The organism is Streptomyces sp. NPDC022910 (assembly GCF_055561075.1).
This window is the reverse complement of the sequence record NZ_JBVHHL010000045.1, coordinates 23,332-49,798: the sequence shown is the minus strand read 5'-3', so window position 1 is coordinate 49,798 and position 26,467 is coordinate 23,332. Positions and strand designations below refer to the sequence as shown.

Genomic DNA, 26,467 nt, shown 5'->3' with positions numbered 1-26,467 from the left:
CGCGGAGAGGACTCCACCCTGCTCGCGGCGGCCAACACGCAACGCCGGCACAGTGAGCGGGTGACTACCCCTGCTGCTCCGGTCGAACAACAGCAGGAAGCTATTGCATACAGTATTCAAACTCGCTAAGGTCTGCTCATGCGGCTGACGAAATCCACAGACGTGACACTCCCCGTGATCATGCGGTGGGCGGTAACCGGTGCGGAACTCACCACCGCACGGCGGTGCCGGACATGACGATTTATGGCGATGACGCGACAATAGGGCAGGTTCTCACCGCTGCCGGAGACACCTGGGCCGTAGTGGGCCTGTCCGACAACCCCGAACGGGCCGCTTACCGCGTGGCCGAGAAGCTGCAGCGCATCGGCAAAAGGGTGGTGCCCGTGCACCCAAAGGCCGAGACGGTGCACGGTGAGCAGGGTTACGCTTCCCTCGCGGAGATCCCTTTCCCGGTGGATGTGGTGGACGTGTTCGTCAACTCCGCCCTCGCCGGAGGCATCGCAGACCAGGCTGTGGCGATCGGCGCCAAGGCGGTCTGGTTCCAGTTGGGCGTCATAGACGAGGCCGCCTACGACAGGACTCGCGCGGCCGGCCTGCTGATGGTGATGGACCGTTCCCCGGGACGGGAGATACCCCGGCTGGGGCTGGGCTGACGCTCACCAGCCGGCCACTGCGCGGTCACGGTGACAGGCGCACCTCGGCCTGGTCGGCACCGGGCGGGTGTTCGGCGACGTCGTCGGCGGGCGTCAGCGTGTCACAGTGACACCTCGCCCGGCTGCAGGTGCGCCCGGATGGTCTTGGCGCGGGCGTCCTTGGACAGGAACCGTAAGGCAGCCCGGGTGAACCGCACGTCGTCACCGCGGTCCAGGACCACGGTCACCCAATCGGGATCCTCCTACGCACGCAGTCGGCATGTTCCTCCACGGCCCCCAGAGCCCACGTGCTCAACCTTCGAGGACACGAACTTAGTGGTCGGCTCCGGAAATTCTTCGGGGGTTGACGTCGGAGTCCAAGCAGTGCTGGGCAGTTGTCAGGGGCTCAACCGGCATCGTCTCAACGGGCGGCTGATCCGAGGTCTGACGTCTCGGTGAGGTTGGACTCGGCGCAGGGGTCACGCCTCAGAAGGTTGCAGGTACGCTCCGCTGGTGTCGAAGAAGCAGGAGAAGAAGTTCCGCTCCGTGGCCCGCGCCGCTGGCACGGGCATCGTCGTCGAGAAGGCGTCACGGGCGGCGGTTCCGGCCGAGACATCCCGTCGTCGCTTGCACGTGGGTGCTGCAGTTCTCGGTGGGGCCGTAGGGGGCACCATCGTTGTACCTGCGCTCTTGGAGCGATTCGGGGTAATGCGGTCCGGTGCGTGGGTGCCCGCCATGTTCGCGGGGTTGGCTTTGGCGCTGGGATTTCCGCTCCTGTACACGACGTTTCGTTCGGTACGGCACGGCCCTGGTTGGCAGCTTGTGACTGCTCGGACTGTCACGGGCGACCGCACGGTCGATCTGAGCAAGCTGACGCAGATACGTCGAGTTCGTGTCCCCAGCAAGACCGGCTGGTTGGACCAGTTCTGGATCAAGGACTGCCGAGGCGTCGCCCTCCTTGCGGACAAGGAGGTACTCATGGGTCCCATGGGGCAGGCGATGGTTCACAGTTCGGGGATCTCAGGCTCACCGGGAACCGTGAAGATCTCTCGGCATGCGGCCGTCGGACTTGGCCTCAACGAACCCTCGACTGCATACCGGGCAGCCCGCGCATGCGCAGATGCTCTTCTCGGGATCCTGACCCCCGGGGCAGTCGCCGCTCTTGGAGTCCTGGCCAGCTGGCTCATCAGATCAGCGTGAGACACAGCCGAGGAGATGGGAGAGGGTGTCGATCACCCGAATGACTCTCCCGAGATTGGCCGTTGCCTCCCATGCCCCTGGGCCGCGCCGTGTGCCTTACCCTGACCGCCGCGGAGCGCCACCGCCTGAAGAAGATGGCCTACGGCCACAAGACTGAGCACCGGGCTCGGCAGCGGGCCATAGTCGTTCTGCTCGCGGCGCGCGGCCGGGGCAACGCCCGGATAGCTGCCGAGACCCGGCTGCATGTGGACACCGTGCGCACCTGGCGCGGTCGGTTCGCCGACGGCGGGCTGCCGGCCCTGGCCGACCGCAAACGCTCGGGGCGCCCGGCCCGTTTCACCCCTGTGCAGGTCGTCGAGGCCAAGGCCCTGGCCTGCCAACTGCCGGCCGAGACCGGCCTACCGCTGTCGCGCTGGTCGTGTCCGGAACTGGCCGCCGAGCTGAACGCGCGCGGGATCACCGACAGCATCTCCGCGTCCACGGTGCGCCGCTGGTTACGCGAGGACGCGCTCAAGCCCTGGCAGTACCGGTCCTGGATCTTCATCCGCGACCCGGATTTCCGTGCCAAGGCCGCCCGTGTGATGGACCTGTACGCCCGCACCTGGCAGGGCAAGCCACTCGACGATGACGAGTACGTGATCTCCGCGGACGAAAAGACCTCCATCCAGGCCCGCTGCCGCTGCCACCCGACCCTGGCACCCGGACAGGCCCGGGCCACGCGCGTCAACCACGAGTACAAGCGCAGCGGCGCCCTGGCCTACCTGGCGGCCTACGACGTCCACCAAGCGCGCGTCTTGGGCCGCTGCGAACCCACCACCGGCATCGTGCCGTTCATGAACCTGGTCACCGAGGTCATGAAACAAGAGCCCTACGCCACCGCCAGACGCGTCTTCTGGATCGTCGACAACGGGTCCTCCCATAGAGGGAAGAAGGCCATCGACCGCCTGACCAGCAGATTTCCGAACGCCGTCATGGTCCACACCCCGGTACACGCCTCCTGGACGAACCAGATCGAGATCTTCTTCTCGATCGTCCAGCGCAAGGTCGTCTCACCCAACGACTTCACCGACCTCAACGAGGTCCAAGACCGGCTCCGAGCCTTCGAAGACCGCTACAACGCCACGGCACAGCCGTTCCAGTGGAAGTTCACCACCTCCGACCTGGACGATCTGCTGGCCAGACTCGACCGGCACACCGCCGATCACCCAGAAGAATCCTCCGCCACACCGGAAACATGATCAACCCCCGAAGGACTTACGACGCAGACCACTTAGTGATCACCAACTTTCGGTGACAACGATCAACCATCGCTGCCACGGGACAACAGAGTCCCGAAGGCAGCCGTGCGCCCAAATTGACCGCCCTAGTACTCCAGCCGTACATCGTGATCTTGCTGGTGCGGGCGGCTGAGTGACAGGTACGGCCACCGCTGATCATCGGTGTGTGAAGACTAACGATCTTGCGGTGGCCGCAGGTCACAGCGTAGACCCTGCCCGCTGGCAGGAGGCGTTCGAGGTCCTGATGGGCCGGATAGCGGGCCGGTTCGCGCGGGTTGAACCGCGGCGTCGGGTACGGGACTTGGTGTTGGGGCTGTTGTCGGACCTGCCGCGCAAGAACTGCTGGAGCATCGCGGAGTGGGCCGGGGAGGCTAGTCCGGACGGCATGCAGCACTTGCTTGGACGAGCCAGGTGGGATGCCGACGCCGTGCGCGATGACGTGCGTGAGTACGTGCTGGAGCACCTGCGCGACGAGGATGCGGTGCTGGTGGTCGATGAGACCGGGGACGTGAAGAAGGGCACGCACACCGTGGGTGCCCAGCGCCAGTACACCGGCACCGCCGGGAGGATCGAAAACGCCCAGGTCGCCGTCTACCTGGTCTACGCAGGCAGCCGCGGCCATGCGGCGGTGGACCGTGAGCTGTACATCCCTCGCTCGTGGACGTGCGACCCGGAGCGCTGCCGGGCCGCGGGCCTGGGCGAGGACACCGCCTTCGCCACCAAGCCGGAACTGGCCGCCCGCATGATCGGCCGGTTCCTTGACGCTGGGCACCGCGTGGGCTGGGTCGCGGGTGACGAGGTCTACGGCGGCAACCCGAAGCTGCGGACCGCGCTGGAAGAGCGCCAGGTCGGCTACGTGCTCGCCGTCGCGTGCTCCCATGAAGTGGCCACCGAGGCCGGGAAGTTCCGCGCGGATGCCCTGGCCGCGAAGGTGCCGAAGCGGGCCTGGCAAAAGCTGTCGGCAGGGGCCGGCGCCAAGGGCCACCGCTTCTACGACTGGGCCGTCATCGACCTGGCCGAACCCCGGCCCGGCAGCCATCAGCTGCTGATCCGCCGCAACCGCACCACCGGTGAACTCGCCTACTACCGCTGCTACGCGCCAGCCCCGGTACCCCTCGCCACGCTGGTGCGGGTCGCCGGATCGAGATGGCGGGTGGAGGAGACCTTCCAGTCCGGAAAGGGCCTGGCCGGACTGGACGAGCACCAGGTCCGCCGCTTCACCTCGTGGTCTCGCTGGGTCACCCTGGCCATGCTCGCTCACGCCTTCCTCGCTGTCGTCCGCGCCGAGGAACACGCCCGCCATCCCACTCCGGACGGGCTGATACCGCTTACCTGCAACGAGATCCAGCGACTGTTCACGGCGCTGGTTGTCCGGCCCGTGCACGATGCGGCCCATCGGCTCCGCTGGTCCGCTTGGCGCCGTCGCCATCAGGCCCGAGCCCAAGCAAGTCATTACCGACGACAAGCCGCGAATCAGACATGAAGATCACGATGTACGGCTGGAGTACTAGTAGTCGGGTCGCCCGGGGGAATCTCACCCCCGGGCTCCCACACGGTCTTCCAGGACCTGTCCGGCGGATCTTGCCGGACAGGCCCTGGTCCCGGGGAGGGCTCAGCGCTTGAGCGTGAAGGTGAAGTCGCCGGAGAGCTTGCCGCTCAGCCGGACGGCCGAAACGAGTCTCCCCTCCATGATCAGTCTCTCCACCTCGGCCCGCGAAAGACCACAACCTTCAGCGATCAGTCGCACCGGCCGGACAGGGATCCGCGCCGCAAAGCGGACCGAGACGTCGATCACCTCGCGGTCCAGGTGATCCGATCCGCCGGTGTCGAGGCGCCAGGCGTTGTCCCAGTCGAGGGCGATGCGATTACGGCGGCGCACGACCGCATCCTGGAGCAGCTCAGCTGCCAGGCCAGGGTCGTTGTCATGCAGCCGGTCCAGCAGCTCAGGTCGTAGGGAGCGCACGTTCATCCGCTCCAGGACCGTGAGCTTTGCCGTTTCCCCGCACGCGGTACACAGCGCGAGGAGCCAGGCGTCGATGAGCTTGTGGTGTGCGTTGACGCGGAATTTACCGTTTGCCCGGAAGCGCTCGGACGCGCACGCGTGGCAACGGCGGAGAACGAGCGGCAGGCAGGTGGGCACGACCACCCAGCTATTGAGCACAGAAGTACACCGGTTTCAGTGAGAAGTCCGCAGCAAAAAGCAGCGCGGCGCACATGCGCGACGCGCGACGAATCAGCGCTCGGGAGGTCTCACAGGGTGTACAACGGCATGTCCTTGACTAGACGACTTGGTCCGCCAGCACGGTAATGGCGCACAGCGGCGCTGCTCCACTGGTTTTTCGGGCGCCTCACCGCCAGGTTCCACCGGCGGATCACGGACGAAGCCAGAGCCAGACCGCGGCCACGGTGAGGGTGCCGTGGAAGACGTAGGCCCGCTTGTCGTAGCTCGTGGCCACGGTCCGGAAGTTCTTGAGCCTGTTCGCGTTGTCCACCGGGGCCCCGAAGGGTGGCGAAGGCGTAGGGGTCCGGTCAGCGGGTGGCGAGGAGTTCGAGTGTGTCGATGACTCGGTTGGAAAAGCCCCACTCGTTGTCGTACCAGGCGACTACCTTGACATGACGGCCGTCGACGCGGGTGAGAGCCGAGTCGAAGATCGACGAGGCCGGATTGCCCGTGATGTCGGAGGACACGAGCGGGTCCTCGGAATACTCGAGGATGCCGGCGAGCGGGCCCTCGGCCGCGGCGCGGTACGCCGCCAGCACGTCGTCGCGGGTCACCTCGCGGGCGACAGTCGTGTTGAGTTCGACGATCGAGCCCACCGGAACCGGTACGCGGATCGAGTCGCCCGACAGCTTGCCCTCCAGGTTCGGCAGCACCAGGCCGATCGCCTTGGCGGCGCCCGTCGTGGTCGGCACGATGTTGACGCCGGCGGCCCGGGCGCGGCGGGCGTCGCGGTGCGGGCCGTCCTGCAGGTTCTGCTCCTGCGTGTAGGCGTGCACCGTGGTCATGAAGCCGTGCTCGATACCGGCGAGTTCGTCGAGCACCGCCGCCAGTGGCGCCAGCGCATTGGTCGTGCACGAGGCGTTCGAGACGATCGTGTGCACCGCCGGGTCGTAGGCGTCGGTGTTGACCCCGTAGGCGAGGGTGACATCCGCGCCGTCGGAGGGCGCGGAGACCAGTACCTTCTTCGCGCCCGCGTCGAGATGGGCGCGGGCGGCCTTGGCTGAGGTGAAACGGCCGGTGGCCTCCAGCACGATGTCGATGCCGAGTTCGGCCCACGGCAGCTGCGCCGGGTCGCGCTCGGCGAGCACCGTGATGCGTCGGCCGTCGACGACGAGGGCATCGCTGTCGGCGGTCACCGGGCGGCCGAGCCGACCGGCCGTCGAGTCGAAGGCGAGGAGCCGGGCGAGGGCGGCCGGCTCCGTGAGGTCATTGACCGCGACCACCTCAAGACCGCTGTCGCGCTCCAGCAGCGCGCGCAGCACATTGCGTCCGATGCGGCCGAATCCATTGACGGCGATACGAGTCATAAGCAGCGTCCCTTCTCTTCGCCACCAGGCTCGCTCGCCGCCGTTGCCGGTGACAGTGGCGCGATCGCCACGGTTGAAAAGGATCGCGCCACGCAAGGATCGTGGCACAGGCGGGCTACTCGCCCTGGGTGAAGGTGCGCCGGTACTGGCTCGGTGTGGTGCCCAGGATGCGGTGGAAGTGCAGCCGCAGGTTCGCGCTGGTGCCCAGACCCACGTCGGCGGCGATCTGCTCGACACTGCGCTGCGAACGCTCAAGCAGCTCGCGGGCCAGGTCGATGCGGGCCCGCATGACCCACTGCATCGGCGTGTACCCGGTCTCCTCGACGAAGCGCCGCGAGAACGTGCGCGGTGAGACGGCAGCCTGCTGCGCCAGCGTGTCCAGGGTGAGGGGCTCGCCGAGCCGGTGCAGCGCCCACTCGCGGGTGGCGGCAAACCGCTCGCCGCGGGGCTCGGGCACGCTGCGTGGAACGTATTGCGCCTGGCCACCACTGCGATAGGGGGCCGCGACCAGGCGCCGGGCCGCATGGTTGGACGCGGCCACCCCGAGGTCGCGGCGCAGAATGTGCAGGCACAGGTCGATGCCCGAAGCGGCGCCGGCCGACGTCAGCACGCTGCCCTCGTCGACGAACAGAACATTCTCGTCGACCTGGACGAGCGGATGCTTCGCCACCAGCGCCCGCGTGTAGTGCCAGTGCGTCGTGGCACGCTTGCCGTCGAGCAGACCCGTGGCCGACAGCGCGAACGCGCCCGTCGAGATCGCGGCCAGCCGTGCGCCTCGGTCATGGGCAGCCCTCAGCGCGTCGACGACGGACTGCGGCGGGTCCTCGCGGTCAGGGAAGCGATAACCCGGGATGAAGACGATGTCGGCCCACGCCAGCGCCTCGAGGCCATGGGCAACGTGGTACGACAGGCCGTCGCCCCCCGTCACCAGACCCGGTGCCGCGCCGCACAGGCGCACCTCGTACGGCATGCTCGCACGTGTCGTGAACACCTGCGCAGGAATACCGACATCAAGCGGCTTGGCACCCTCGAGCACAAGAACGGCGACACGACGCAGACGGGTGGCTGACACGGGGACAGCGTATGCAGGAGTGCAGGCTGCGGGCCGCACCGGCTGTGGGAGCAGCACTGCTGCCTGCCGTTGGACAAGCGCGCGGATGTCGGCGAACCGGCCCGCTGCCGCAGGCCCGGAGGCAGCTTCGTTTCCGTGAACGCAGGCTGAAGCGGCCGGCGGTGACCGAGCACGTCACCCCTGGCGGGGCATAGAGCAATCGTCAAGACCTGTGGATGCGAAGTCCGAAGTCGATGCGTTCCCTCCGATTCCGACACGGTGATGGAGCGTGAGCCGGGTTCGGAAGCTCGACAGCATCCTTCACGGTGTGTAGTAGGCGGCGTACTGGGCGGAGTGTCCCTCGACGGAGAAGTCTTCGAAGTCGCCAGCCTTCTCACAGTCGAGCAATCGCTGAAGCGCCGCTTCGGCTTCGGGTAGACGCTGAGACAACAGGTATGCCTTGGTTCTGGCCAGTCCGCTCCCGCACAACAACTGGATGTCGATCGAGCAGTCGGCGTCCATGCTGGCGGACTTGGTCTTCCAGATGAGCAGTACATCGTCGAGACTGCCGGCATTGAACAGCTGAACGCAGCACAGTTTCATCAGCTCGGTGTCGCCCTCACCCTGCGTCTGCTGCTCCAGCCGGATTTGTACTCTGAGCAGCCCGCGAACCTCGTCGAGGCCCGCGCCGACGGGGTGCAGACCGTAGCGGTGAAGGCACTCGTCTTCGTCCATTGCCATGCCCTTTCTCCGTGACGGCAGCCAGTGCGACTGGCAGGGTGGAACATGCCACGCGGGTCTCGGGGCGCCCGATGAGCTGGCCGTGTTCGAAGCGGGCTCCGGCGCGGACGAGTGCGACGAGGTGGGGTGCGTTCACAGCCCGCCACCGCTGTTGGGCGGACTCGACGAGTTTGAAGACCATGGCCAGGGCGGCGGTTTCGCGGTAGCCGTCCTTGAGTGCCACCAGTTCCTTGGAGCCGTCGGCGCGGACGCCGACGAGGACCAGGACGCAGGCTTTGGCCTCCTCCAGGCGGACGTTGAGGTGGATGCCGTCGGCCCACACGTACACGTAGTCGACCTCCGCGAGGTCGCGGTCCATGAACGTGGCGTGGTCGGCCTGCCACTGCTGGGTCAGGCGGGTGACCGTGGCCGGGGAGAGCCCGGCCGCGCTGCCGAGGAACTGCTCGCCCGTCGCTTCATCGACGCGCTTGTCGTTCACCCGTGGCGCCTTCACCTCGACCACACCGGCCGCCGTGGTCACCTTGCGCGGCTGGTGGTGGCCATTGCGCACGACCAGGCGGTGGCCCTTCTCGTCTCGCTGATCGGCCAACTCGGCTATGAATGCGTTGACTTCGGCCTCCAGCGCGGCGGCCAGCATCCGCCTTGCGCCCTCACGGACGATTTCGTCGATCAGAGAGGAGCCGTTGGCGGTAGTGCCGTCGGCGTTCACTACGCTGAGCACGGGCTTGCCTTCCCGACCGCGCGTGCAACGCGGGCCTACTCGATACCAGTCAATCGATCACTCGGGAAGGTACGCCCTCCGCGTGTGCCCTCCTGAGTCGATCCACAGGTAATGAGCATTGCTCGGCGGCATACCTCGCTGCATCGTCATGTCCAGACGTCGGCCTGTGCTCGGGAAGCGTCCCGGTCGCTCTCCACCGGTAGTACGCACACCGCATGACCCACATCTGGCCGGCTCGGGCCCTTCATCGAGGCGGGGTCTCGAAGTGCAGCGAGATGGACTGCAGGACATCCGCTGCAGAGGCCTCCTTGTGCCCCTCGTCGTGGACCTCGGCGAGCTGCACGAAGGCGAGCGCGAACGCGGAGGCAATCTGAACGATGGCCGGCCCGAGCTTCTGGCTTACGGCGGCTGCGACCTGATGGGCGCTTGCATCGGCGGGCAGCTCGATGTGCGGCAGCATCTCCTCGAGCAGCGCAGAGACCGCTTCGCTCTGCGGCACGTCCCGGCCGGGGTTTTCGCGGGCCTGGCGCCGCATCTCCAGTGCCTCGGTCAGGATGCCAACGACCCGCTGCATGATCTCTCGCTGCTCCATGCGGGCACGGTACGCCGCGGCGCCGGTACAACGGCGATTACCCGCCCAAGTGGCGCCTGTGGTGCGCAGCCCCGAGGGCGCAGCCCGGGCGGGCGGTGCGCCATCGGGGCTGCGCAGCCGATCGAGGGCTCTGTGTGCAGGTCCGAGCGTGGCGATGCGCAGGCGCTGCAGCGCGATGCGCGGTGGCGTGTACGTCGCCGACCTCATTGATCGTGAAGTCATTCGTGATCGTCGTCCCGGTGCCCATGCGAGTGCGGGAGCCTGCGGGCAGCGGGGAGGTCAGGCTCGGTTCCGGCGCTGGTCGCCGCTGTGTCGGCGGAGTCGGTCGGTGTGGCGGGTGATGTCGTTGACGCGCGCCGCGAGGTCGGGGTGGTCGGGCGCGAGGTATGCGTGCGTGACGGTGAGGGGGCCGACGAGGGCGGCGGCGTCGTTGTCGGCGAGGGCGGCGGTGAGCGCGGCGAGTGGGGTGCGGGCGGCGGCGGGGAGGTCGGTGAGCGCGGTGATCTGGCCGGCGAGTTGGCGTAGGCCCGCGGCGTTGGTGCGGGCCCAGGCGGTCACGGTGCGGTCGGCGGCGCGGCGGTCGCGGGTGGCCTGTACCCGCTGCTCGCCCGTGGACCCCGGGTTTCCGGGGCGTACGCGCAGATAGCGGCGTTCGGCGGCCTGGCGGCTGGAGACGCCGAGGGGGTGGGCGAGGTCGGCCCAGCTGGCGCCCGCCTCCCGGGCCGCTTCGATCAGGCCCGGTTCCCATGCGGCGAGTTGATCGCGCACTTCGCGCAGCAGCAGGAGCGCGGCGAGTGCCTGCTGCGAGCCGGCCTGGCCGGGCTCGGGGTGCTCTACGTCCGGCGTGGTCCGGGCGGTGCGCAGGGCCTCGTGGATGGTGTTCAGTGCCGCGGCGGCGGCGAGGAAGGGCGTGGGGGTGAGGCCGCGGGCGCGGGGGGTGGGCTGATCGTCAACGGTCATGGAACCTCCAGCATGCGTGTCGTCTTCTCGACGACCTCATACTTGTCATCGCTTGGATGACATGTTACAACGGTGGCAGGTGAACGCATTGGCAGCACAGTGCCTGACCTGAACGCTGGAGGTGTTACACGATGTTGATGCGCACCGACCCCTTCCGTGAGCTTGACCGGCTCACCCAGCAGCTCCTGAACACGACCGGCACCTGGTCGCGGCCGTCGGCGATGCCGATGGACGCCTACCGTGAGGGCGAGGAGTACGTGATCGCCTTCGACCTGCCCGGCGTCTCCACGGACGCGATCGACATCGACGTCGAGCGGAACATGCTGACCGTCAAGGCCGAGCGGCGGCCCGTCACCAAGGCGGACGACGTGCAGGTGGAGCTCTCCGAGCGGCCTCTGGGTGTCTTCTCCCGGCAGGTCATGCTGGCCGACACGCTGGACAGCGAGCACATCAAGGCGGACTACGACGCGGGTGTGCTGACCCTGCGGATCCCGATCGCCGAGCGCGCCAAGCCCCGCAAGATCGCCATCGGCGGCGGCTTCGCGCACAAGGAGATCAGCGGCTGAGTCCCTCCCCGCCACGCCGGAGGCGGGCAGAGGGCCTGCGCTCGGCCGTCCCCGTCCTCCGCGCGCCCCTTGCACACGCACGGGAGCAGCGATGACCATGCGATGGGAGGCGTTCCTGGACCAGGTCAAGGAACGCGGCGAGTACGAGACCACCGAGGAAGCCGAGCGGGCGGCCCGCACGGTGCTGGCACTGCTGGGCGCGCACGTGGTGGGCGAGGTACGGGCGGAACTGGCCGCCCGGCTGCCGGAGGAATGGGCACCCGTCCTGCTCAATCCGCTCCAGGCGCGCGAACCGCTCTCCCCCGAGCGGTTCGTACGGGCCACCGCGGCATGGATCGAGGGAGCCACTGAACAGACCGCGGCCTGGGACGTGGGCGCTGTGCTCAGCGTGGCCGCGGACGCCGCGGGCGAAGAGCTCACCCGCCGCATCCTGCTCCAGCTCCCGGCGGGCTACGACCTGCTGTTCGGCCACCCCCAGCGCGTCTAGCCCACAGGCAGCAACAACCCTTCCCCTCACCCCGAGCGACGGTGGCCGGCGGGCGAGCCCCCGGCCACCGCCTCACGACCACCTCAGACGAGAAAGGCAACCGCGTCACCGATGATTCCCCAGCAGCAGCCGTGCCGGTCCACCGTGGGCATGACGTTCGAGCAGATGCTGGACAGAGTGCGGTACGAAGGCGCGTACCCCACCCGCGCACAGGCCGAGGAGGCCGTGCGCGCCGTGCTGGCCGCCTTCGGGCGCCAGCTCACGGGCGATGAGCGCGTGGAGCTTGCCGCCAGGCTGCCCCGCGAGGCCGCCGTCACCTTCGCATCCCAGATCCCCGCCACCCAACCCCTCACCGGCTGGGGCTTCGTCAAAGACCTGGCGTCCCGCACCGGCGGCACGGCGGCCACCACCCGCTGGGACACCGGCACCGTCCTGCGCATCGTGGCCCAGCTCGCCGGCGAGGAGCTCCTCGGCCGTATCCTCGCCCAACTCCCCTCCGGGTACGCCCTGCTGTTCGGCCGCGCCGAGCTCACCCCGGCCGCCTGACGCGAAGGGAGGCGGTGCACGGCGGTGGAAGGGGGCTGGCGGCCGGGCCGCTCACCGGCAAGGGTGTCGGTGGCTCAGGGGCGGCGCTCGGGCACGGTGTCGTGGATGCGCTGGGGGTCGGTGACCGCAACCGGCTGGAGGATCTCCTCGATGCGGGCCATCAGGCCGGCTTCCAGCACGACACCGGCCGCCTCGGCGTTCTCGGCGACCTGCTGCGGCCGTGAGGCGCCGATGATGGCGGCCGAGACGTCGGGGTTCTGCAGGACCCAGGCCACGGCCAGTTGCGCGAGGGACAGCCCGGCCTCGGCGGCCAGCGGCCGAAGCTGCTGAACGGCCGTCAGCACGTCGTCGCCCATCCACCGCGCGATCATGTCGGCCCCGCCCTTGGTGTCGGTGGCCCGCGAGCCCTGCCTGCTCCTGCTGACCGTGCGCCTGGCCGACGGGGGTGTGCCCGGCGACGGGAGCCCGGCAGCCTGGAGGGCCGGTGCTTCAGGTCGGTTGTTGGTTGCGTACCTGTTGCCGCGCCGTGTGCAGGGCCAGTGGTGTGGCGGCTGCCCAGGCCTGGGGGGAACAGGAATGCGGGTAGGGAGTGGGCCCTTGGGTGGCGGAGCGGTCGTAGCCGGCGATGACCTCGGGCAAGCGGTGGCCGTGATGGGCGGCTGCCGCGATGAGGCCCTCGGTGACGGTGTCGACCTCGTCGGCGAGCTGGTAGCGGGCCAGGCCCAGGGCGATGACGGCGTTGTCGTGGGGCCAGGCGCTGCCGCGGTGGTACGAGAGGGGGTGGTAGGGCTTTTGTCCGGCGGCCAGGGTGCGGATCGCCCAGCCGGAGAAGAAGTCCCCTTCCAGCAGGCGCCGGCCGACCCGGCGGGCGTGCTCCTCCTCGAGGATCCCGGACCACAGCAGGTGGCCGGCGTCCGAGGCCAGGGCGTCGACCTGGTGGCCGTCGCCGTCCAGGGCGAGGGCGGGGAAGTCGGCCTGCGGCATCCAGAAGTCCGTGGTGAAGCGGCTGCGCAGGCGTGCGGCCATCTCCCGCAGCCGGTGTGCGTAGGGCTCGTCCCGCCAGATCTCGTGGGCGAGGGTTGCGGTGCGCTGGAGTGCGTCGTAGGCGTAGCCCTGGGCTTCCGAGACGGCGATGGGGCCTTTGGCCTGTGTGCCGTCGGTGAAGCAGATGGCGCCTTGGGAGTCCTTCCAGTTCTGGTTGACCAGCCCGCCGGGGTCGGGGGTGTAGAGGAGGTAGCCGTGTTGTTCCAGGCCGCCGTCGGTGAGCATCCAGTCCACGGCCTGCCGGGCGTGCTGCTGCAGGCGCAGGGCGAGGGAGGGATCGCGGGTCCTCTCGTAGTGGGCGTGCAGGAGGATCAGGAAGAGCGGTGTGGCGTCGACGGCGCCGTAGTAGCGGCCGTAGGGGACCTGCCGGAAGTGGGCGAGTTCGCCGTGGCGGGTCTCGTGGACGATGCGTCCGGGCTGTTCGCCGCTGAAGGTGTCGTGGCGCTGCCCCTGGGTGGCGGCCAGGGCGCTGAGCGTGGCGGCGGCCGTGCCGGGCCGGTAGGGCAGGAGGAAGTAGGAGGTGAGCAGGGAGTCGCGGCCGAAGAGGGTGAGGAACCAGGGGATGCCGGCGGCGGGGACGTGCACCTCCTCGCCGTCCACGCCGGTGACCGGGATGGTCAGCAGGTCGATGTCGGCCAGGCCCCGTTCGCAGGTGCGGCTGAGGTCGTCGGCCGCCGTCGGCGCCTGCCGAGGGGGGTGCGGCACGGCAGGGGCCTCGCGCGGCAGTCCGTGGGGGTGGGCGCGGACGGTCAGCTGGAGCAGGCTCTCGCCGTGCCCGTCGAGGCGAAGGTGCCAGCTGAGGGTCCGTGCGGTGGAGGGCTGTGTGCCCTGCGCCCAGGTGACGGTGTCCGGGGCGGGCTGGCAGGTGAGGGTGGTTCGGGCGTGCCAGTCGGCTCGGTGGTAGTCGAATTGCAGGCCCTCGGGTGTGGTGTGTGCGGTGTGGCGGGCGCCGGGTTTGGTGTAGTGGCGGTCGTCGGCCCGCAGTTCGAACAGGTCGGCGAAGTCGGCGTCGACGGTGAGGTCGAGGCGGGCGGTCACCGGGTCGGGAAGGTTGCTGACCAGGCGTATCTGTTCGGTGAGGGTGCCTGCGGTGAGGGTCTGTCGGCGGAAGAGGGTGTAGGCGGGTGGTTTGTCCCGGGTGCCCTGCGGGGTGAGGACGCAGGTGGCCGTGTCGTCGGTGTCCGCTTGGGCGGGCACCAGGGCGTCGGGGCTGGTGCCGTCGACGGTGAGCTGCCAGCGGCTGAGGTGGCGTGCATCCCTGAAGAACAGTCCGCCGGGTGTGGCGGGGTGGGTGGCGCTGATGCCTGCGTCGGCGTCGAGGCGGACGAAGGTGGCGTCGCGTACCAGTTGGACGCGGTGGTCGGCCGCGGTCATGGTGTGGGCTCCTTCGCATCGGCGCGCAGCAGGTCGAGCGTGAGGGCGGCGGTCCAGGAGAAGTGCCGGGTGCCTCGGGCGGCGCCGGTGGTGGGGTCGATGTATTCGGCGAACCGGGACTGTCCTGCCTGCGCGAGGAAGCCCTGCCGGAGGCGTTCGGCGGGGGTTTCGAGGCGGTGGGTGCGCAGTCCGCGGTGGATCAGCCAGGCGGTGTTGAACCAGGCCGGGCCGCGCCAGTAGCGCTGGGCGTCGAAGGCGGGAGCGGTCAGGTCGTAGCTGGGAACCAGCCGGGTGGCCGCTGGGCTGAAGTGCGGGCCGTGAAGGGTTTCCTGCAGGCGCCGCACGATGTCGCCCGGCAGGCCCGGCACGAGGAGCGGGATGAGGCCGGTGACGCTGCGCTCGTCGACCAGGGTGTCGGTGACCAGGTCGCGGACACGGAAGAGGCCGGCGTCGTCGTCCCACAGGCGGGCCACCAGCTGCCGGGTCAGTGCGTCGGCGCGCCTGGTGTGAGGTGTGCCGTCCGTGCCCAGGTCGTGGGCCATGGCGGCCAGGGCGTGCTCGCTGACGATGAGCAGGGCGTTGAAGCAGGGGTCTTCCATGGCGAAGCCGTGCTGCAGCGCGCGGTCGTCGTAGCCGGCTTCGCGGTAGTCCGTGGCCAGCCGGACGTAGCGGCCGTAGTCCAGGTCGGTGGGCCGGTCGGCGGGGTGGCCGTGGTTGAGGTCGGCGCGGTGGAAGGCGTCGGGCGCGGCGGGCTGGATGCGCTGCAGGGCCTGGTCCCAGCAGGGGCTGTTGTCCATGCCGGGCTCCCAGGGGTGGACGACGGCCGCCAGTCCTGCGCGGCCGAGGTCGCGGCGGGTGAGGAGGTAGTCGTGCCAGGCGGCCAGGCGTGGATAGGCGCGGGCGAGGAAGCCGCGGCGGCGGGATTGCTGCGGGTCTGCCTGGTGCACGAGCCAGGCGGCCAGGGCGTGCACGGGGGGTTGGACGATGCCCGAGGTCTCGGGGGCCGTGGGCGCGCCCATCGCTTGGCCGGCGCGGGAGGACTGCCAGAACGCGGGGCTGGGGAAGTAGGCGTCGTGCGCGACGGCGGGGTTGAACACGATGTGCGGTATGCGTCCGTCGGCCCACTGCCCGGCCAGCAGGGACTCCAGTTCCTGCTGGGCGCGGCGCACCGAGAGGTGGCGCAGCCCGATGGCGATGAAGGCGGAGTCCCAGCTCCACTGATGGGGGTAGAGGGTGCGGGAGGGGACGGTGGAGGTGCCGGTCCAGTTGTCGATGAGGACCCGCGCCGCACCGCGCCGCAGTGTCAGGGCTGCGGTGGCGGTGGACGCGGGCCGGTCCAGGAGGAAGGTCACGCGCCGGACCTCTGCAGGAAGGCGGGGATGGAGCGGACGGCCTCGGTGGGATCGCCGGTCAGGCGGCATTCCGCGGCGAGGTATCCGTCGTAGCCGATGGTGTGCAGGGCGCCGAGCCAGGCGGGCCAGTCGAGGTGTCCGGCACCGGGCTGGAAGCGGTTGGAGTCGGAGACCTGGGCGTGGCCGATGAGGTCGGCGTGGGCGAGGATCGCGGCGGCCGGGTCGCTCTCCTCGATGTTCATGTGGTAGCTGTCGATGCCGATCCTGATCGAGTCCAGCCCCACTTGGCGGATCAGGCCGGCGGCCTGCTCGAGCCGGTTGACCATGTGGTCCTCGTAGCGGTTGAGCGGCTCCAGGAAGAGCGTGACGCCCTCCTTGCGTGCGTGCTCGCCCAGTTCCGACAGCCCTGTGAGCAGGACCTCGCGGTCCTCCTGTTCGGTGCGCGGCGGCTCGAAGGGCGGAAGGCGGCGCGAGAACATGCCGTAGGAGGCCGGGGTCTGGGCGCCCAGGCCGCCGATCTCGGCGATCACGGTGAGCTGTGACTTCATCTGGGTGAGGGCGTCGCGGCGCAGGTCTTCGTCGAAGGCGCCGAAGAAGTGCAGCATGTCGACGCAGACCGTGGGCATGACGACCCCGTCCTTGCGGGCCTGCTGCAACTCCTTGAGGCGGGAGGCGAAGTGCAAGTCGCCCTTGCCGCGCAGTTCGATGGCGTCGTAGCCGGCCTGCTGGGCGAAGTCCCACTTGGCCTGCAGGGTCTGTCCGGGCAGGAGTTGCTCCTGAACGGCGGTCTTGAGCATGAGAGGGGCCTTTCAGAATTCCAGGACGACCTGCAGCGCCTGGGCGGGGCGCTCGTCCAGCAGCACGTAGGCGTCGGCCGCGTCGGCGGCCGGGATGACGTGGCTGACCAGGGCGGTGACGTCCACCTGCCCTTCGGCGACCAGCCGCAGGAACGTCTGCTGGAGGCGCTCCACGCTCCAGCGGCCCGACAGCTGCGCAGGCACGCCCCCGATCTGGGAGCAGATGAGCTGCACGCGGTTGTGGTGGAACTCGTCCCCCAGGCGCAGGCCGATGCCGTCGCCCTGGTAGAAACCGGAGGCCACCACGCGGCCGCCGACGGCGACCGAGCGCAGCGCCTCGTGCAGGGCCGGGTAGGCACCGCTGATCTCGATGGCGAGGTCGGCGCCGAGCCCGGTGGTGGCCTCGCGGATGCGTGCGGCCACCGCGTCGGTGCGGGCGTTGAGCGTGTGATGTGCGCCATACCGCTTGGCGGTCTCCAGACGGCCCTCCAGCGCGTCGACAGCGGTCACGCGGGCGCCGCTCAGCTGGGCGAGCCGGGTGGTGAGCAGGCCGATGACACCCTGGCCGAACACGGCGACGTCCTCACCGAGGTGGATGTCGCCGGCCAGCACGGCGTTGTAGGCGATGGCGCCGACCCGGGCGAAGGCGCCGGCCAGGGGCTCGAGCCCGGCCGGCAGGGTGTGGCCGATCATGCGCTCGGCCGGGACGATGCCCTCGCTGCGGTGCCCCCAGATGCCCCACACCAGGTCGCCGGCGAGCGGCAGCCCGGGGGTGTCGGCCAGGTCGCCGGCGACCTCGACGACCTCGCCGACCTCGGAGTAGCCCCAGCCGGCCACGGGGTAGTGGATGCCGGCCGCGCCCTCCCGAAAGAGCCGGGCCTCGGGGTCCCAGGTACGCGTCAGGTAGGGGTTGGTGCCCCGGTAGGCGGTGAGCTCGGTGCCCGCCGAGATGCCCGAGTAGCGGGTGCGCACTCTCAGGTGGCCCGGGGGCAGTTCGGCTGGGACCTGCTCGGCGACCTCCACCTGGCGAGGGCCGGTGAATTGAACGACGCGTTCCACGGATGGCTCCGGAAAGGGGTGCGGGTGATGAGTTGCGTCGACAATAACCCTCACTTATGTCTTGTCAACACGCAAAACTAATGCTGAGATGCGTGCCCAGTAGTCGTAAGCCGGAACAAGGACACGTAATGCGCACCATGACCCGGCGGTCGAGGATGACCGCGGTCGGCGTCACAGCAGCCCTGGGAGTCGGGTTGCTCACGGGCTGTTCCAGCAGCACCGGACCCGGCACACCGGACCGTGAGATAACGGTCTGGTCACAGGAGAACCTCCCTGATCGCGTCGCGGCGACGCAGAAGGCGATCGACGGGTTCGAGAAGAAGACCGGGATCACGGTCCATCTCGTCGGAGTCGACGAGGGCCAGATGCCCCAACTGATCATGTCGGCCGCGGCGGCCGGCAAGCTCCCCGACGTCATCGGCGCGGCCCCGATGGGCCAGGTCTGGCAGATGTACACCAACGGCCTGCTCAACACGGACATCCCGAAGAAGATCATCGGCGAGCTGGGGCGCGGCACCTTCAACGCCAACGCGCTCGAGCTGACCTCCGACAAGAACACCAGTCTCGGCGTGCCCTCCGACGCCTGGCTCCAGCTGCTGGTCTACCGCAAGGACCAGTTCGACCAGAAGCACCTGGCCGCCCCCGACACCTACGAGCGGGCCGTGACCGCCGCCAAGGCGCTCACCGCCAAGGGCAACGACGGCATCTCGGCGGCCACCGACCCGGGCGACGCCTTCACCTCGCAGAGCTTCGAGAGCCTCGCCCTGGCCAACGACTGCCAGCTCGTCGACGACCACCACGACGTCGCCCTCACCTCCCCGCAGTGCGAGAGGGCCTTTGACACCTACGACCAGCTCGCCCGCACCTACGGCGCCCCGGGCACCCAGACCGTGGACTCCACCCGCGCCACCTACTTCGCCGGCCGCTCTTCCATGATCATCTGGTCGTCGTTCCTGCTGGACGAACTCGCGGGCCTGCGCAAGGACGCCCTGCCCAGCTGCTCCCCGTGCACGAAGGACCCGCAGTACCTGTCCCACAACAGCGGCATCGTCACCGCGCTCAAGGGCCCCGACAGCGCCCAGGCGGCCCAGTTCGGCGAGATCACCTCATGGGTGACCACCAAGACCGCCGAGACGGCGGCCTCCCGCCAGTTCATCGAGTACATGATGGGCCCCGGCTACGAGTCCTGGTTCGGCATGGCACCCGAAGGCAAGATCCCCGTGCGCCACGGCACGGCCGCCCGGCCCGACCTCTACCTCGACGCCTGGCGCCACAGCGACATCGGCGTCGACACCAAGAAGCCCTTCGACCAGGTGTATCCCCGAAGCCTGCTCGACCAACTCGCAGGCGGCGTCAGCAACATGCGGCGCTGGGGCATCACCCAGGGCGAAGGAGCCCTCGTCGGCGCCACCAACGGTGAACTTCCCGTGCCCAAGGCCATCGGCGCCATGACCAGCGGACAGATCTCCCCCTCCCAGGCCGCGCACGAAGCCGACGACGACGTCGCCGCCCTCAAGAAGTCCCTGCAGTAGCCGCCCGCATGCACGTCCCAAAGGTCTCTTCATGACAACAGCCCCCGTCGGCGCACCGCAGCGCCGGGACACCAGCCCCCGGTCCACAAACCGGCCCGCCCCTCGCCGGCGGCGCCCGCTGACCGCCAGCCGCCGCGCCAACCGCGCCGGCCTCGCCTTCGTCACCCCCACCTTCCTCGTGGTCCTCGTGGTGGTGATCCTGCCCATCCTGTGGACCGTGCTCCTGGCCTTCCAGCGCGCCAAGCTGGTCGACATCCAGGGCATGGGCATCTTCGGGAACTGGTCCCTGGACAACTTCACCCAGGTCTTCGACTCCGCCGGATTCTGGTCGAGCCTGGCCACCACCCTGCTGTACACCGCGGGCGCCACCCTGGGCTCCGTCGTCCTCGGACTCATCGCCGCCCTCGCCCTGCGCAAGCCCTTCCGCGGACGCGGACTGCTGCGCGCGGCGATGCTGCTGCCCTACGTCGCCCCCGTCGTCGCCGTGTCCTTCGTCTGGGAAGTCGCCCTGAGCCCGCAGTACGGCGTGGTCAACAACTGGGGCCACCGCCTGCTGGGATGGGACAACCCCATCGCCTTCCTCTCCACCCGCCAGTACGAAGTCCACCTGCTCGGTGTGCACGTCGCCATACCGCTGGCCCTGCTGACCGTCATCGCCTTCGAGTGCTGGCGCTACTTCCCCTTCGCGTTCCTGTTCATCCTCGCCCGGCTGCAGGCCGTCCCGCACGGCCTGGAGGAGGCCGCCATGGTCGACGGCGCCACCCTCACCCAGCGCTTCCGTCACATCCTGCTGCCCCAGCTGATGCCCGTCATCGCCCTGCTGTGCGTCCTGCGGTTCATCCTGACCTTCAACAAGTTCGACGACGTCTACCTGCTGACCGGGGGCGGCGCGGGAACCGACACCGCCGCCGTCCGGGTCTACGACTTCCTCACCGCCCGCTACGACGTGGGAGCCGCAGCCGCCCAGGCCCTCGTCCTGGCCGCCTCCTTGATGATCCTGCTGGGCTTCTACTTCAAGTTCTTCGGCAACAAGGTCCAGGAGGAATCGTGACCCGCAAGGCCGCCCTCACCAGGGCCCAGTTCGAGGACAGACTCTTCGGCGTCCTGCGCTGGTGCGTCATCGCCTTCCTCGCAGTGATCACCGTGCTGCCCTTCTACTACATGCTGCTGCTGTCGGTGAAACCCATCGACGCGCTCCTGCTCGACCCGGGATCGCTGTGGGTCTCGGCCAAGGACTTCACGCTCTCCACCTACCGCGACGTGCTCAAGTCCACCGACGACGGCGGCCAGGGCTTTGTGAAGTTCCTGCTCAACTCCGCGCTGGTGTCGCTGGGCACGGTCGTGCTGACCCTGCTGGCCGCCGTGCCCGGCGCCTACGCCGTCAGCCGCCTGAAGTTCTTCGGCCACCGCCAAGTCAGCGCGCTCTTCCTGGCCGTCTACCTGTTCCCGGCGACCCTGCTGGCCGTTCCGCTGTTCGTCATCTTCGCCAAGATGGGACTCTCCTCCAGCCTGGTCGGCCTCGCCATCGTCTACGTCGCCCAGACCGTGCCGGTGGCGATCTACATGCTGAAGAACTACCTCATCACCATCCCCGCCTCCATCGAGGAAGCCGCAGCGATCGACGGAGCCAGCCGGCTGCAGACCGTCCGCAAGGTGGTCCTGCCCCTCGCCCTGCCCTCCCTCATGGCGACCGGCCTGTACGTCTTCATGATCGCCTGGAACGAGTTCCTCTTCGCGCTGCTCTTCCTGGCCGCCGACCCCGCAAAGTGGACCGTCTCCCTCGGCCTGGCGCAGCTCTCCAACGGCGTCGAGGTGCCCAAGACCATCCTCATGGCCGGTTCGGTCGTGCTCACGATTCCCGTGATACTTCTGTTCTTCGCCGCCGAGCGCATGCTGACCGAGGGCCTGACCAGCGGCGCCGACAAGAGCTGAACCATGGGGGATGTCATGATGACGCCGAGTCAGGTCAGTGCGGGCGAACTGCTGCAGCTGATCCGCAGCAACCAAGCCAACACCCGCACCGACCTGCAACGCGCCACCGGCCTGTCCCGCTCCACCATCGGACAGCGCCTGGACCTCCTCAACCGCGCCGGCTGGCTCCGGCACACCACCGGCACCTCCACCGGCGGCCGCCCCTCCCACCGGATCCTCTTCGACCCGGCACACGCCTCGCTGATCGCCGTCGACCTCGAAACCCGCCACGCCCGCGCCGCCGTACTGGACCTGGCAGGCACCATCCTCGCCGAGCACACCGGCCCCCTGCACATCAGCGACGGCCCGGACGAGGTACTCGACCAACTGGCCGGCTGGTTCCCCGATCTGATCGCAGCCGCCGGTGCGGACGCCACCCATGTCTGCGGCATCGGGCTGTCGGTGCCCGGCCCCGTCGACTGGGAGACGGGACGGATCATCGAGCCCCCCATCATGCCCGGATGGGACCGCTACCCCGTCCGCGAACGCCTGCAGAAGGCCTACGCCGACCACGTGGGCGCCAGCATGGAGGCGGGCCCCGTCCCCGTCTTCGTCGACAACGACGCCAACCTCATGGCACTGGCCGAGCACCAGGCCAACCACCGCGACTGCGCGGCCTTCGTCCTCGTCAAGGTCTCCACCGGCATCGGCGCCGGCGTCGTCGTCGGCGGCAACGTCTACCGCGGCATCGACGGCGGCGCCGGCGACATCGGCCACATCCGCCTGCACGACCGGCCCGACGCCCTGTGCATGTGCGGCTCCCACGGCTGCCTGGCCGCCGTCGCCAGCGGCCGGGCCCTCGCACGGGAACTGTCCGCCCTCGGCTTCGACACCGCCTCCGGTTCCGACGTCAAGGGCCTGCTCGCCCAAGGCCACCCCGACGCCATCCGCCTGGCCCGGGAGGCCGGACGCCGCGCCGGCGAAGTCCTGGTGACCGTCGTCACCCTGCTCAACCCCGGCGTCCTGATGCTGGCCGGAGACCTCTCCGGCGTACCGTTCATGACCGGAGTGCGCGAACTGCTCTACCAGCGCGCCATCCCCCGCACGACCGCGAACCTCCAGGTCGTCACCTCACGGCTCGGCGACCATGCCGGTGTCATCGGAGCCGCTTCCATGGTCGTGGAGTTCCTCTACTCCCCCGACCGCGCCGACGCCCGACTCGACCGCCTCGCCCTGTGACCGGATAAGCGAGACGCCGCACACCCACAGGAACACCGTGACCACACACCCTGCCCCCTGGACACACCGGCCCCTCGAGGTCGGCCTCGTCGGTGCCGGCCCCTGGGCCCGCGCCATGCACGCCCGCATACTCGCCGCCGGACCCGAAACACGGCTTGCCGCAGTCTGGGCCCGCCGCCCTGAAGCGGCCCAGCAGACCGCCGCCCCCTACGCCGCCCACGTCGCCGCCGACTTCGACGAACTCCTCGACCACTGCGAAGCCGTGGCCTTCGCCGTCCCGCCCGCCGTCCAGGGCGAGCTGGCACCCCTGGCAGCCAAGCGCGGCAAAGCACTGCTGCTGGAAAAACCCCTCGGCCCCGACCTGACCACGGCCCGGCACGTGGCCGAGGCCATCGCCGAAGCCGGCGTGATCTCCCAGCTCGTCCTCACCAAGCGCTACCACCCCACCACCCGCGCCTTCCTCGAGACCGCAGCCACCCTCGACATCGCCGGCGCACGCTCCTGCTACCTCCACGGCGCCTTCCTCGGCGGCGACTTCGCCACCGGCTGGCGTCTTGAACACGGCGCGCTGCTCGACCTGGGCCCCCACCTCCTGGACCTCCTGGACGCCGCGATCGGCCCCATCACCGCCCTGCGCAGCACGGGCGATTCCCGCCGCTGGATCGAGCTCACCTGCGAACACGCCAACGGCGCCGTCAGCCAGGCTTCCCTGTCCGGTTCCGTCAACCTGCCGCGCGCCCTCACCCGCATCGAACTCTTCGGCCCGGCCCCCTCCCTCATCTACGACACCGCCGCAATCGACCACGAAGAGGCCTGGCCCATCCTGCGCCGCGACTTCGCCACCGCCGTACGCACCCACACCCCCACCGCACTCGACGCCCAGCGCGGCCTGTACCTGCAATCCCTCATCGAACAGGCCGCCCCGCACTAGGCCGACCGGAGGATCCGGCGCACCCCAGCCGGACCCCGGCCAGGACCCCACGACCCGCACCCTGAACACGGCCCGGGTGCAGGAAACGCGCGTGAACCGGGCGACGTGACGTGCGAGGCGCCACGGCGCCGGGCCAAGCCCATGGCGTCCACCGTGCCTGGTGGCATCACCGACCGGGGCCCGGCCGCCGCGCGCCGGCCGGGCCCCGCGGGTGGTGGGTGGTCAGCAGCGCTTGGCCGTGGAGGCCTGCCCGGCCACCGGGTCACCCGGAGCCCGCAGGGTGCCGACCGCCGCGGTGCACTCCTTCACCGTGTCGGCCGGCAACGACCAGAACTCCTGGCCGTTGGTGGCATCCCACCAGTCCTGGCCGACGACCCGGTCGCGTGCGTAGCTGTAGACGCCGGTGCTGACGTCGTAGTCCTTGACCTTGGTACGGAAGCTCTGCCACACCCACACATACCCGTAGTTGCGCTTGCACGAGGGCGAGTAGAACTGCTTGACGGAGGCGACGTGGGCTCCCGCCCGGTCGATGTAGGCCGTGGCACCGATCTGATAGGCATCCGCGCACACGCCCGCCGCCTGTGCGCTGACGCTGAGCGGGTTGCCCGCCTCCGACGGGGCGGTGGAACGGGCCGTCAGGTGCTGCTTGCCGGGCGACGGGGCCGGGCCCGTCCCCGCGACGGCCGAGGCCGCCGGAAGCAGAGCAGCGGCGGATGCCGCCGCCACCACCAAAATACTGCGAGCACGCATAAGAAAGCTCCCCCTTGCTCCAGGTGACTGACTCCACAGGGACCGATCGGTCACGCCGGACAGCACACAGGGCAGGGCAAACCACCGCGAAACCTTTCACACCCCGTGAAGAGCACTGTCCTCGCGTATCGGTCATCACGTCAGACAGCCCGGCCCACCGGATGGTTGTAGCGAGAGCACATCCCCGGCACGAGCAGCCGCGATACCCCTCACGGCGCAAGGCCCCCGGCCGGCCAGAACAACCCGTCAAAGCCGGTGGCGTTCCCGCCGGCGCGGGAGGGGGCAGCCCGGGCGGCTGCGCCCAGGCTGCCCCCGCGCCTTCCCCTCCCCCGGTGGCCGGCCTCGCACCCCGCACCCGTCATGATCCGACCGGCCCGAAGGAGCACCTCGACAACGCCCTGCCGGTTAGTCGTGCGTGGCGCTGTACCCGATGCGTCCCGGGTACAGCGCCACGTTCGGCGACCGGAGGGCCACGGGCGTGACCCAAGGGCGGTAGGGGACGGGCGCGTTCTGCCGGCTGGCGGTCAGCTCCCGTCCTGTGTAAAGCCTTCTGTTACTCGTCGATCGCGGCCCCGAACTGCGCGTTGGCCGCCGGCGCGCCGAGGCGTGCCCCGTCGTAGGTCCATGTGCCCTTGGCGACAAGGCCGGACGACGATGCGGGGATGACCCATACGAAGCCGTCGTTGGTGTTCTCGCCAGGTGCCGCTGCCAGCAGGCCGAAGAGGCCGTCGTGGTTGGCGTCGATCAGCCGTACCTGGCCGCCCCAGCCGTCGGAGGTCTCCGCCGCGCCGGGGATGTCGGGGTGGTTCTGGTCGAAGCTGCGCGCCCCGGTCGCCGTCAGCCCGCCCGGTGCGCCGCGCAGCGTCCAGACCGCGCCCGCGTTGGAGACGGAGCCGATGTCCTCCCCGGGCGCGCCGATGGCGAGGTCGGGGAGGCCGTCGCCGTTGGTGTCACCGCAGGACATCTCGGCGCCCCACTTGTCGCCGGCCTCGGCTGTGCCGGGGACGCCCGGGGAGTCCTGCGTCCACGTCTGTGCCGGGGTGGCATCGAGGCCGGTGAGGTCGCCCTTGCCCAGATAGACGGAGACGGATCCGCCCAGGGGCGAGCCGGCGCCGGTGTCGCCGATGGCCAGGTCGTCCTGGCCGTCGTGGTTGAAGTCGCTGGAGACGACCGCGGGACCGCCCTCGAATGCGCCGCCGTCCTTGAGCTCCTCGGCGCTGGGTGCGCCGTGCAGCACCTGGGTGGCGCCGATGCCCGGCTGGTCGCCGGTGCTCACCCCGGAGATCGCCAGGTCCGCCCAGGCGTCTTCGTTGTAGTTGCCGTGGCTCAGGCTCCGCAGGGCGAAGCCGGTCTCCCGCCCGGTCATGTCCAGTGCCTGGACTGCCGTGCCTGCCGGCTTGAGCTGTGGGGCCGCCGCCCCCGGCGGGACGGTGAAGAACAGCAGGCTGTCGTTCTCCAGGACGGCGATGCTGTCGCGGGGGTTGGCGTCCGGGGCCGCCGGGTCGGGGGCGAAGTACCGGGCCGCTTCGATCGCCCGTGCGAAGTTCGCGCCGGCCCGCAGCCGGTCGGGGTTCTCCAGCCAGGTGCTGTCGGCCCCGTGCAGCCCGGTCGGCGAGCCCCACAAGACGACGGCGCCGCCCGTGTCGGGCAGCCCGGCCAGGTCCTCGCCGGGGATGCCGACGATCGCGTCGTCGTAGCCGTCGTCGTCCAGGTCACCGGAGGCCACGGCCCGCCCGAAGCCGTCGCCGGCCTCGGCACCGCCCGGGACGCCCGAGGTGTTTTGGTGCAGGACGCTCTTCTTGGTGGTGCTCAGACCGCTTGACGAGCTGTACTGCACGGTGACGTAGCCGGCGCCGGTGGCGCCGCTCACCGTGGCGCCCGGCACGCCGATCAGCACGTCGTCGTAACCATCGCCGTTGTAGTCGCAGTTGCGCTGCTGCCAGCCGATGGACGGAAAGGGCACCGCAGCCTCGGCGGCGGAGGCCGCAAACACGGCGCCGCCGCCGAGGATGAGCACTGCCGCGGCCGTGAGGGCCGCGCTTTTGATATGACGCACAGGAGAACCTCCTGAGTCTCCTAGGTTGCCCGCGGCGTCGTCCTGCTCAACTGCGCGTTGTGCGTGGGGTGGTCGGGCGATGCGCAGTCGGTTCCCCGGCCAGACGCCCACGCACCGAGGG

The 26,467-nt window shown here is 69.7% G+C and carries 26 protein-coding genes and 2 pseudogenes; 12 read left to right on the top strand and 16 right to left on the bottom strand.

Features of this window, described 5'->3' with window-relative positions; genetic code table 11:
* The first annotated feature begins 239 nt into the window (after nt 1-239).
* On the top strand, nt 240-653 hold the full coding sequence (locus ACZ3TS_RS31570; protein ID WP_467624680.1) for a CoA-binding protein: 414 nt from the start codon (nt 240-242) through the stop codon (nt 651-653).
* A 101-nt stretch (nt 654-754) separates the two neighbouring features.
* Here the strand turns inward: ACZ3TS_RS31570 and ACZ3TS_RS31565 are convergent, their stop codons facing one another.
* Nucleotides 755-880 (bottom strand): hypothetical protein, encoded by a 126-nt coding sequence (locus tag ACZ3TS_RS31565; protein WP_467624655.1) that lies wholly within the window; start codon nt 878-880, stop codon nt 755-757.
* Nucleotides 881-1,145: 265 nt separating this feature from the next.
* On the opposite strand from ACZ3TS_RS31565, the gene ACZ3TS_RS31560 reads away from it, so the two are divergent.
* From ACZ3TS_RS31560 to ACZ3TS_RS31550, 3 genes are all read left to right on the top strand, one after another.
* Entirely contained in the window at nt 1,146-1,832 is a 687-nt protein-coding gene (locus tag ACZ3TS_RS31560; RefSeq protein ID WP_467624652.1) for a hypothetical protein, read from the top strand.
* Between the two features lie 71 nt (nt 1,833-1,903).
* The gene (locus ACZ3TS_RS31555; protein ID WP_467624650.1) at nt 1,904-3,070 is read left to right on the top strand and encodes an IS630 family transposase; all 1,167 of its coding nucleotides are present in this window, start codon (nt 1,904-1,906) and stop codon (nt 3,068-3,070) included.
* A 283-nt stretch (nt 3,071-3,353) separates the two neighbouring features.
* Nucleotides 3,354-4,592, top strand: coding sequence for an IS701 family transposase (locus ACZ3TS_RS31550; protein ID WP_467624678.1), 1,239 nt, complete (start codon nt 3,354-3,356; stop codon nt 4,590-4,592).
* A gap of 129 nt (nt 4,593-4,721) precedes the next feature.
* On the opposite strand, the gene ACZ3TS_RS31545 is transcribed toward ACZ3TS_RS31550, so the two are convergent.
* The 8 genes and pseudogenes from ACZ3TS_RS31545 to ACZ3TS_RS31510 all read right to left on the bottom strand — a co-directional run bounded on the left by ACZ3TS_RS31545 (nt 4,722) and on the right by ACZ3TS_RS31510 (nt 10,702).
* Nucleotides 4,722-5,270 carry a DUF1062 domain-containing protein gene (locus ACZ3TS_RS31545; RefSeq protein WP_467624647.1) on the bottom strand — a complete coding sequence of 183 codons (549 nt, stop codon included), beginning with the start codon at nt 5,268-5,270 and terminating at the stop codon, nt 4,722-4,724.
* A 211-nt stretch (nt 5,271-5,481) separates the two neighbouring features.
* A pseudogene (locus ACZ3TS_RS31540) lies at nt 5,482-5,589 on the bottom strand (IS5/IS1182 family transposase); the annotation flags it as partial.
* Between the two features lie 49 nt (nt 5,590-5,638).
* Complete coding sequence (gene gap / locus ACZ3TS_RS31535; RefSeq protein WP_467624646.1) at nt 5,639-6,637, bottom strand: type I glyceraldehyde-3-phosphate dehydrogenase; 999 nt, start codon at nt 6,635-6,637, stop codon at nt 5,639-5,641.
* Nucleotides 6,638-6,752: 115 nt separating this feature from the next.
* A complete protein-coding gene (locus ACZ3TS_RS31530) occupies nt 6,753-7,709 on the bottom strand; it encodes a GlxA family transcriptional regulator (RefSeq protein WP_467624644.1) in 957 nt (318 codons plus the stop codon).
* Nucleotides 7,710-8,009: 300 nt separating this feature from the next.
* A complete protein-coding gene (locus ACZ3TS_RS31525; RefSeq protein WP_467624641.1) occupies nt 8,010-8,291 on the bottom strand; it encodes a hypothetical protein in 282 nt (93 codons plus the stop codon).
* A gap of 331 nt (nt 8,292-8,622) precedes the next feature.
* A pseudogene (locus tag ACZ3TS_RS31520) lies at nt 8,623-9,150 on the bottom strand (transposase); the annotation flags it as partial.
* Nucleotides 9,151-9,394: 244 nt separating this feature from the next.
* The gene (locus ACZ3TS_RS31515; RefSeq protein ID WP_467624639.1) at nt 9,395-9,742 is read right to left on the bottom strand and encodes a hypothetical protein; all 348 of its coding nucleotides are present in this window, start codon (nt 9,740-9,742) and stop codon (nt 9,395-9,397) included.
* 279 nt (nt 9,743-10,021) lie between these two features.
* Entirely contained in the window at nt 10,022-10,702 is a 681-nt protein-coding gene (locus ACZ3TS_RS31510; protein WP_467624637.1) for a type III effector protein, read from the bottom strand.
* A 131-nt stretch (nt 10,703-10,833) separates the two neighbouring features.
* Here ACZ3TS_RS31510 and ACZ3TS_RS31505 point away from each other — a divergent pair, with 131 nt between their 5' ends.
* The 3 genes from ACZ3TS_RS31505 to ACZ3TS_RS31495 all read left to right on the top strand — a co-directional run bounded on the left by ACZ3TS_RS31505 (nt 10,834) and on the right by ACZ3TS_RS31495 (nt 12,301).
* Nucleotides 10,834-11,268, top strand: a complete 435-nt coding sequence (locus ACZ3TS_RS31505; protein WP_467624634.1) for an Hsp20/alpha crystallin family protein — start codon at nt 10,834-10,836, stop codon at nt 11,266-11,268.
* A gap of 91 nt (nt 11,269-11,359) precedes the next feature.
* Nucleotides 11,360-11,755, top strand: a complete 396-nt coding sequence (locus ACZ3TS_RS31500) for a DUF2267 domain-containing protein (RefSeq protein ID WP_467624632.1) — start codon at nt 11,360-11,362, stop codon at nt 11,753-11,755.
* Between the two features lie 150 nt (nt 11,756-11,905).
* On the top strand, nt 11,906-12,301 hold the full coding sequence (locus tag ACZ3TS_RS31495) for a DUF2267 domain-containing protein (protein ID WP_467624630.1): 396 nt from the start codon (nt 11,906-11,908) through the stop codon (nt 12,299-12,301).
* A gap of 74 nt (nt 12,302-12,375) precedes the next feature.
* On the opposite strand, the gene ACZ3TS_RS31490 is transcribed toward ACZ3TS_RS31495, so the two are convergent.
* The 5 genes from ACZ3TS_RS31490 to ACZ3TS_RS31470 all read right to left on the bottom strand — a co-directional run bounded on the left by ACZ3TS_RS31490 (nt 12,376) and on the right by ACZ3TS_RS31470 (nt 17,927).
* Nucleotides 12,376-12,672: an aldo/keto reductase gene (locus ACZ3TS_RS31490; protein ID WP_467624628.1), complete on the bottom strand. Its 297-nt coding sequence runs from the start codon at nt 12,670-12,672 to the stop codon at nt 12,376-12,378.
* 118 nt (nt 12,673-12,790) lie between these two features.
* A complete protein-coding gene (locus tag ACZ3TS_RS31485) occupies nt 12,791-14,719 on the bottom strand; it encodes an amylo-alpha-1,6-glucosidase (RefSeq protein ID WP_467624626.1) in 1,929 nt (642 codons plus the stop codon).
* Complete coding sequence (locus ACZ3TS_RS31480; protein ID WP_467624623.1) at nt 14,716-16,071, bottom strand: MGH1-like glycoside hydrolase domain-containing protein; 1,356 nt, start codon at nt 16,069-16,071, stop codon at nt 14,716-14,718. The genes ACZ3TS_RS31485 and ACZ3TS_RS31480 overlap by 4 nt, the downstream gene beginning before the upstream one ends.
* Complete coding sequence (locus tag ACZ3TS_RS31475) at nt 16,068-16,868, bottom strand: TIM barrel protein (protein ID WP_467624621.1); 801 nt, start codon at nt 16,866-16,868, stop codon at nt 16,068-16,070. Before ACZ3TS_RS31475 ends, ACZ3TS_RS31480 begins: the two co-directional genes overlap by 4 nt.
* 12 nt (nt 16,869-16,880) lie before the next feature.
* On the bottom strand, nt 16,881-17,927 hold the full coding sequence (locus ACZ3TS_RS31470; protein WP_467624619.1) for a zinc-dependent alcohol dehydrogenase: 1,047 nt from the start codon (nt 17,925-17,927) through the stop codon (nt 16,881-16,883).
* Nucleotides 17,928-18,055: 128 nt separating this feature from the next.
* Between ACZ3TS_RS31470 and ACZ3TS_RS31465 the strand changes: the two genes are divergently transcribed.
* From ACZ3TS_RS31465 to ACZ3TS_RS31445, 5 genes are read left to right on the top strand one after another with little or no spacing between them, the layout of a single operon-like run.
* A complete protein-coding gene (locus tag ACZ3TS_RS31465; RefSeq protein WP_467624617.1) occupies nt 18,056-19,459 on the top strand; it encodes an ABC transporter substrate-binding protein in 1,404 nt (467 codons plus the stop codon).
* Between the two features lie 31 nt (nt 19,460-19,490).
* Nucleotides 19,491-20,510: a carbohydrate ABC transporter permease gene (locus ACZ3TS_RS31460; protein WP_467624615.1), complete on the top strand. Its 1,020-nt coding sequence runs from the start codon at nt 19,491-19,493 to the stop codon at nt 20,508-20,510.
* Nucleotides 20,507-21,391, top strand: coding sequence for a carbohydrate ABC transporter permease (locus ACZ3TS_RS31455; protein WP_467624613.1), 885 nt, complete (start codon nt 20,507-20,509; stop codon nt 21,389-21,391). Before ACZ3TS_RS31460 ends, ACZ3TS_RS31455 begins: the two co-directional genes overlap by 4 nt.
* An 18-nt stretch (nt 21,392-21,409) precedes the next feature.
* On the top strand, nt 21,410-22,609 hold the full coding sequence (locus ACZ3TS_RS31450) for an ROK family transcriptional regulator (protein WP_467624676.1): 1,200 nt from the start codon (nt 21,410-21,412) through the stop codon (nt 22,607-22,609).
* Between the two features lie 37 nt (nt 22,610-22,646).
* Nucleotides 22,647-23,540, top strand: a complete 894-nt coding sequence (locus ACZ3TS_RS31445) for a Gfo/Idh/MocA family protein (protein ID WP_467624611.1) — start codon at nt 22,647-22,649, stop codon at nt 23,538-23,540.
* A gap of 222 nt (nt 23,541-23,762) precedes the next feature.
* Here ACZ3TS_RS31445 and ACZ3TS_RS31440 read toward each other — a convergent pair whose 3' ends face one another.
* Together ACZ3TS_RS31440 and ACZ3TS_RS31435 are read right to left on the bottom strand one after the other, a co-directional pair.
* On the bottom strand, nt 23,763-24,290 hold the full coding sequence (locus tag ACZ3TS_RS31440; protein WP_467624608.1) for a hypothetical protein: 528 nt from the start codon (nt 24,288-24,290) through the stop codon (nt 23,763-23,765).
* A 553-nt stretch (nt 24,291-24,843) separates the two neighbouring features.
* Nucleotides 24,844-26,346, bottom strand: coding sequence for an esterase (locus ACZ3TS_RS31435; RefSeq protein ID WP_467624606.1), 1,503 nt, complete (start codon nt 26,344-26,346; stop codon nt 24,844-24,846).
* Between the last annotated feature and the right edge of the window lie 121 nt (nt 26,347-26,467).

Bases quoted from the DNA above. Each gene is read 5' to 3' on its own strand.
- ACZ3TS_RS31475 (WP_467624621.1), bottom strand. From the start codon at position 16,868: ATGCTCAAGACCGCCGTTCAGGAGCAACTCCTGCCCGGACAGACCCTG.
- ACZ3TS_RS31465 (WP_467624617.1), top strand. From the start codon at position 18,056: ATGCGCACCATGACCCGGCGGTCGAGGATGACCGCGGTCGGCGTCACA.
- ACZ3TS_RS31505 (WP_467624634.1), top strand. From the start codon at position 10,834: ATGTTGATGCGCACCGACCCCTTCCGTGAGCTTGACCGGCTCACCCAG.
- ACZ3TS_RS31440 (WP_467624608.1), bottom strand. From the start codon at position 24,290: ATGCGTGCTCGCAGTATTTTGGTGGTGGCGGCGGCATCCGCCGCTGCT.
- ACZ3TS_RS31510 (WP_467624637.1), bottom strand. From the start codon at position 10,702: ATGACCGTTGACGATCAGCCCACCCCCCGCGCCCGCGGCCTCACCCCC.
- ACZ3TS_RS31490 (WP_467624628.1), bottom strand. From the start codon at position 12,672: ATGATCGCGCGGTGGATGGGCGACGACGTGCTGACGGCCGTTCAGCAG.
- ACZ3TS_RS31460 (WP_467624615.1), top strand. From the start codon at position 19,491: ATGACAACAGCCCCCGTCGGCGCACCGCAGCGCCGGGACACCAGCCCC.
- ACZ3TS_RS31495 (WP_467624630.1), top strand. From the start codon at position 11,906: ATGACGTTCGAGCAGATGCTGGACAGAGTGCGGTACGAAGGCGCGTAC.
- ACZ3TS_RS31500 (WP_467624632.1), top strand. From the start codon at position 11,360: ATGACCATGCGATGGGAGGCGTTCCTGGACCAGGTCAAGGAACGCGGC.
- ACZ3TS_RS31450 (WP_467624676.1), top strand. From the start codon at position 21,410: ATGACGCCGAGTCAGGTCAGTGCGGGCGAACTGCTGCAGCTGATCCGC.
- ACZ3TS_RS31555 (WP_467624650.1), top strand. From the start codon at position 1,904: ATGCCCCTGGGCCGCGCCGTGTGCCTTACCCTGACCGCCGCGGAGCGC.
- ACZ3TS_RS31525 (WP_467624641.1), bottom strand. From the start codon at position 8,291: ATGAAACTGTGCTGCGTTCAGCTGTTCAATGCCGGCAGTCTCGACGAT.
- ACZ3TS_RS31515 (WP_467624639.1), bottom strand. From the start codon at position 9,742: ATGGAGCAGCGAGAGATCATGCAGCGGGTCGTTGGCATCCTGACCGAG.
- ACZ3TS_RS31485 (WP_467624626.1), bottom strand. From the start codon at position 14,719: ATGACCGCGGCCGACCACCGCGTCCAACTGGTACGCGACGCCACCTTC.
- gap (WP_467624646.1), bottom strand. From the start codon at position 6,637: ATGACTCGTATCGCCGTCAATGGATTCGGCCGCATCGGACGCAATGTG.
- ACZ3TS_RS31550 (WP_467624678.1), top strand. From the start codon at position 3,354: ATGGGCCGGATAGCGGGCCGGTTCGCGCGGGTTGAACCGCGGCGTCGG.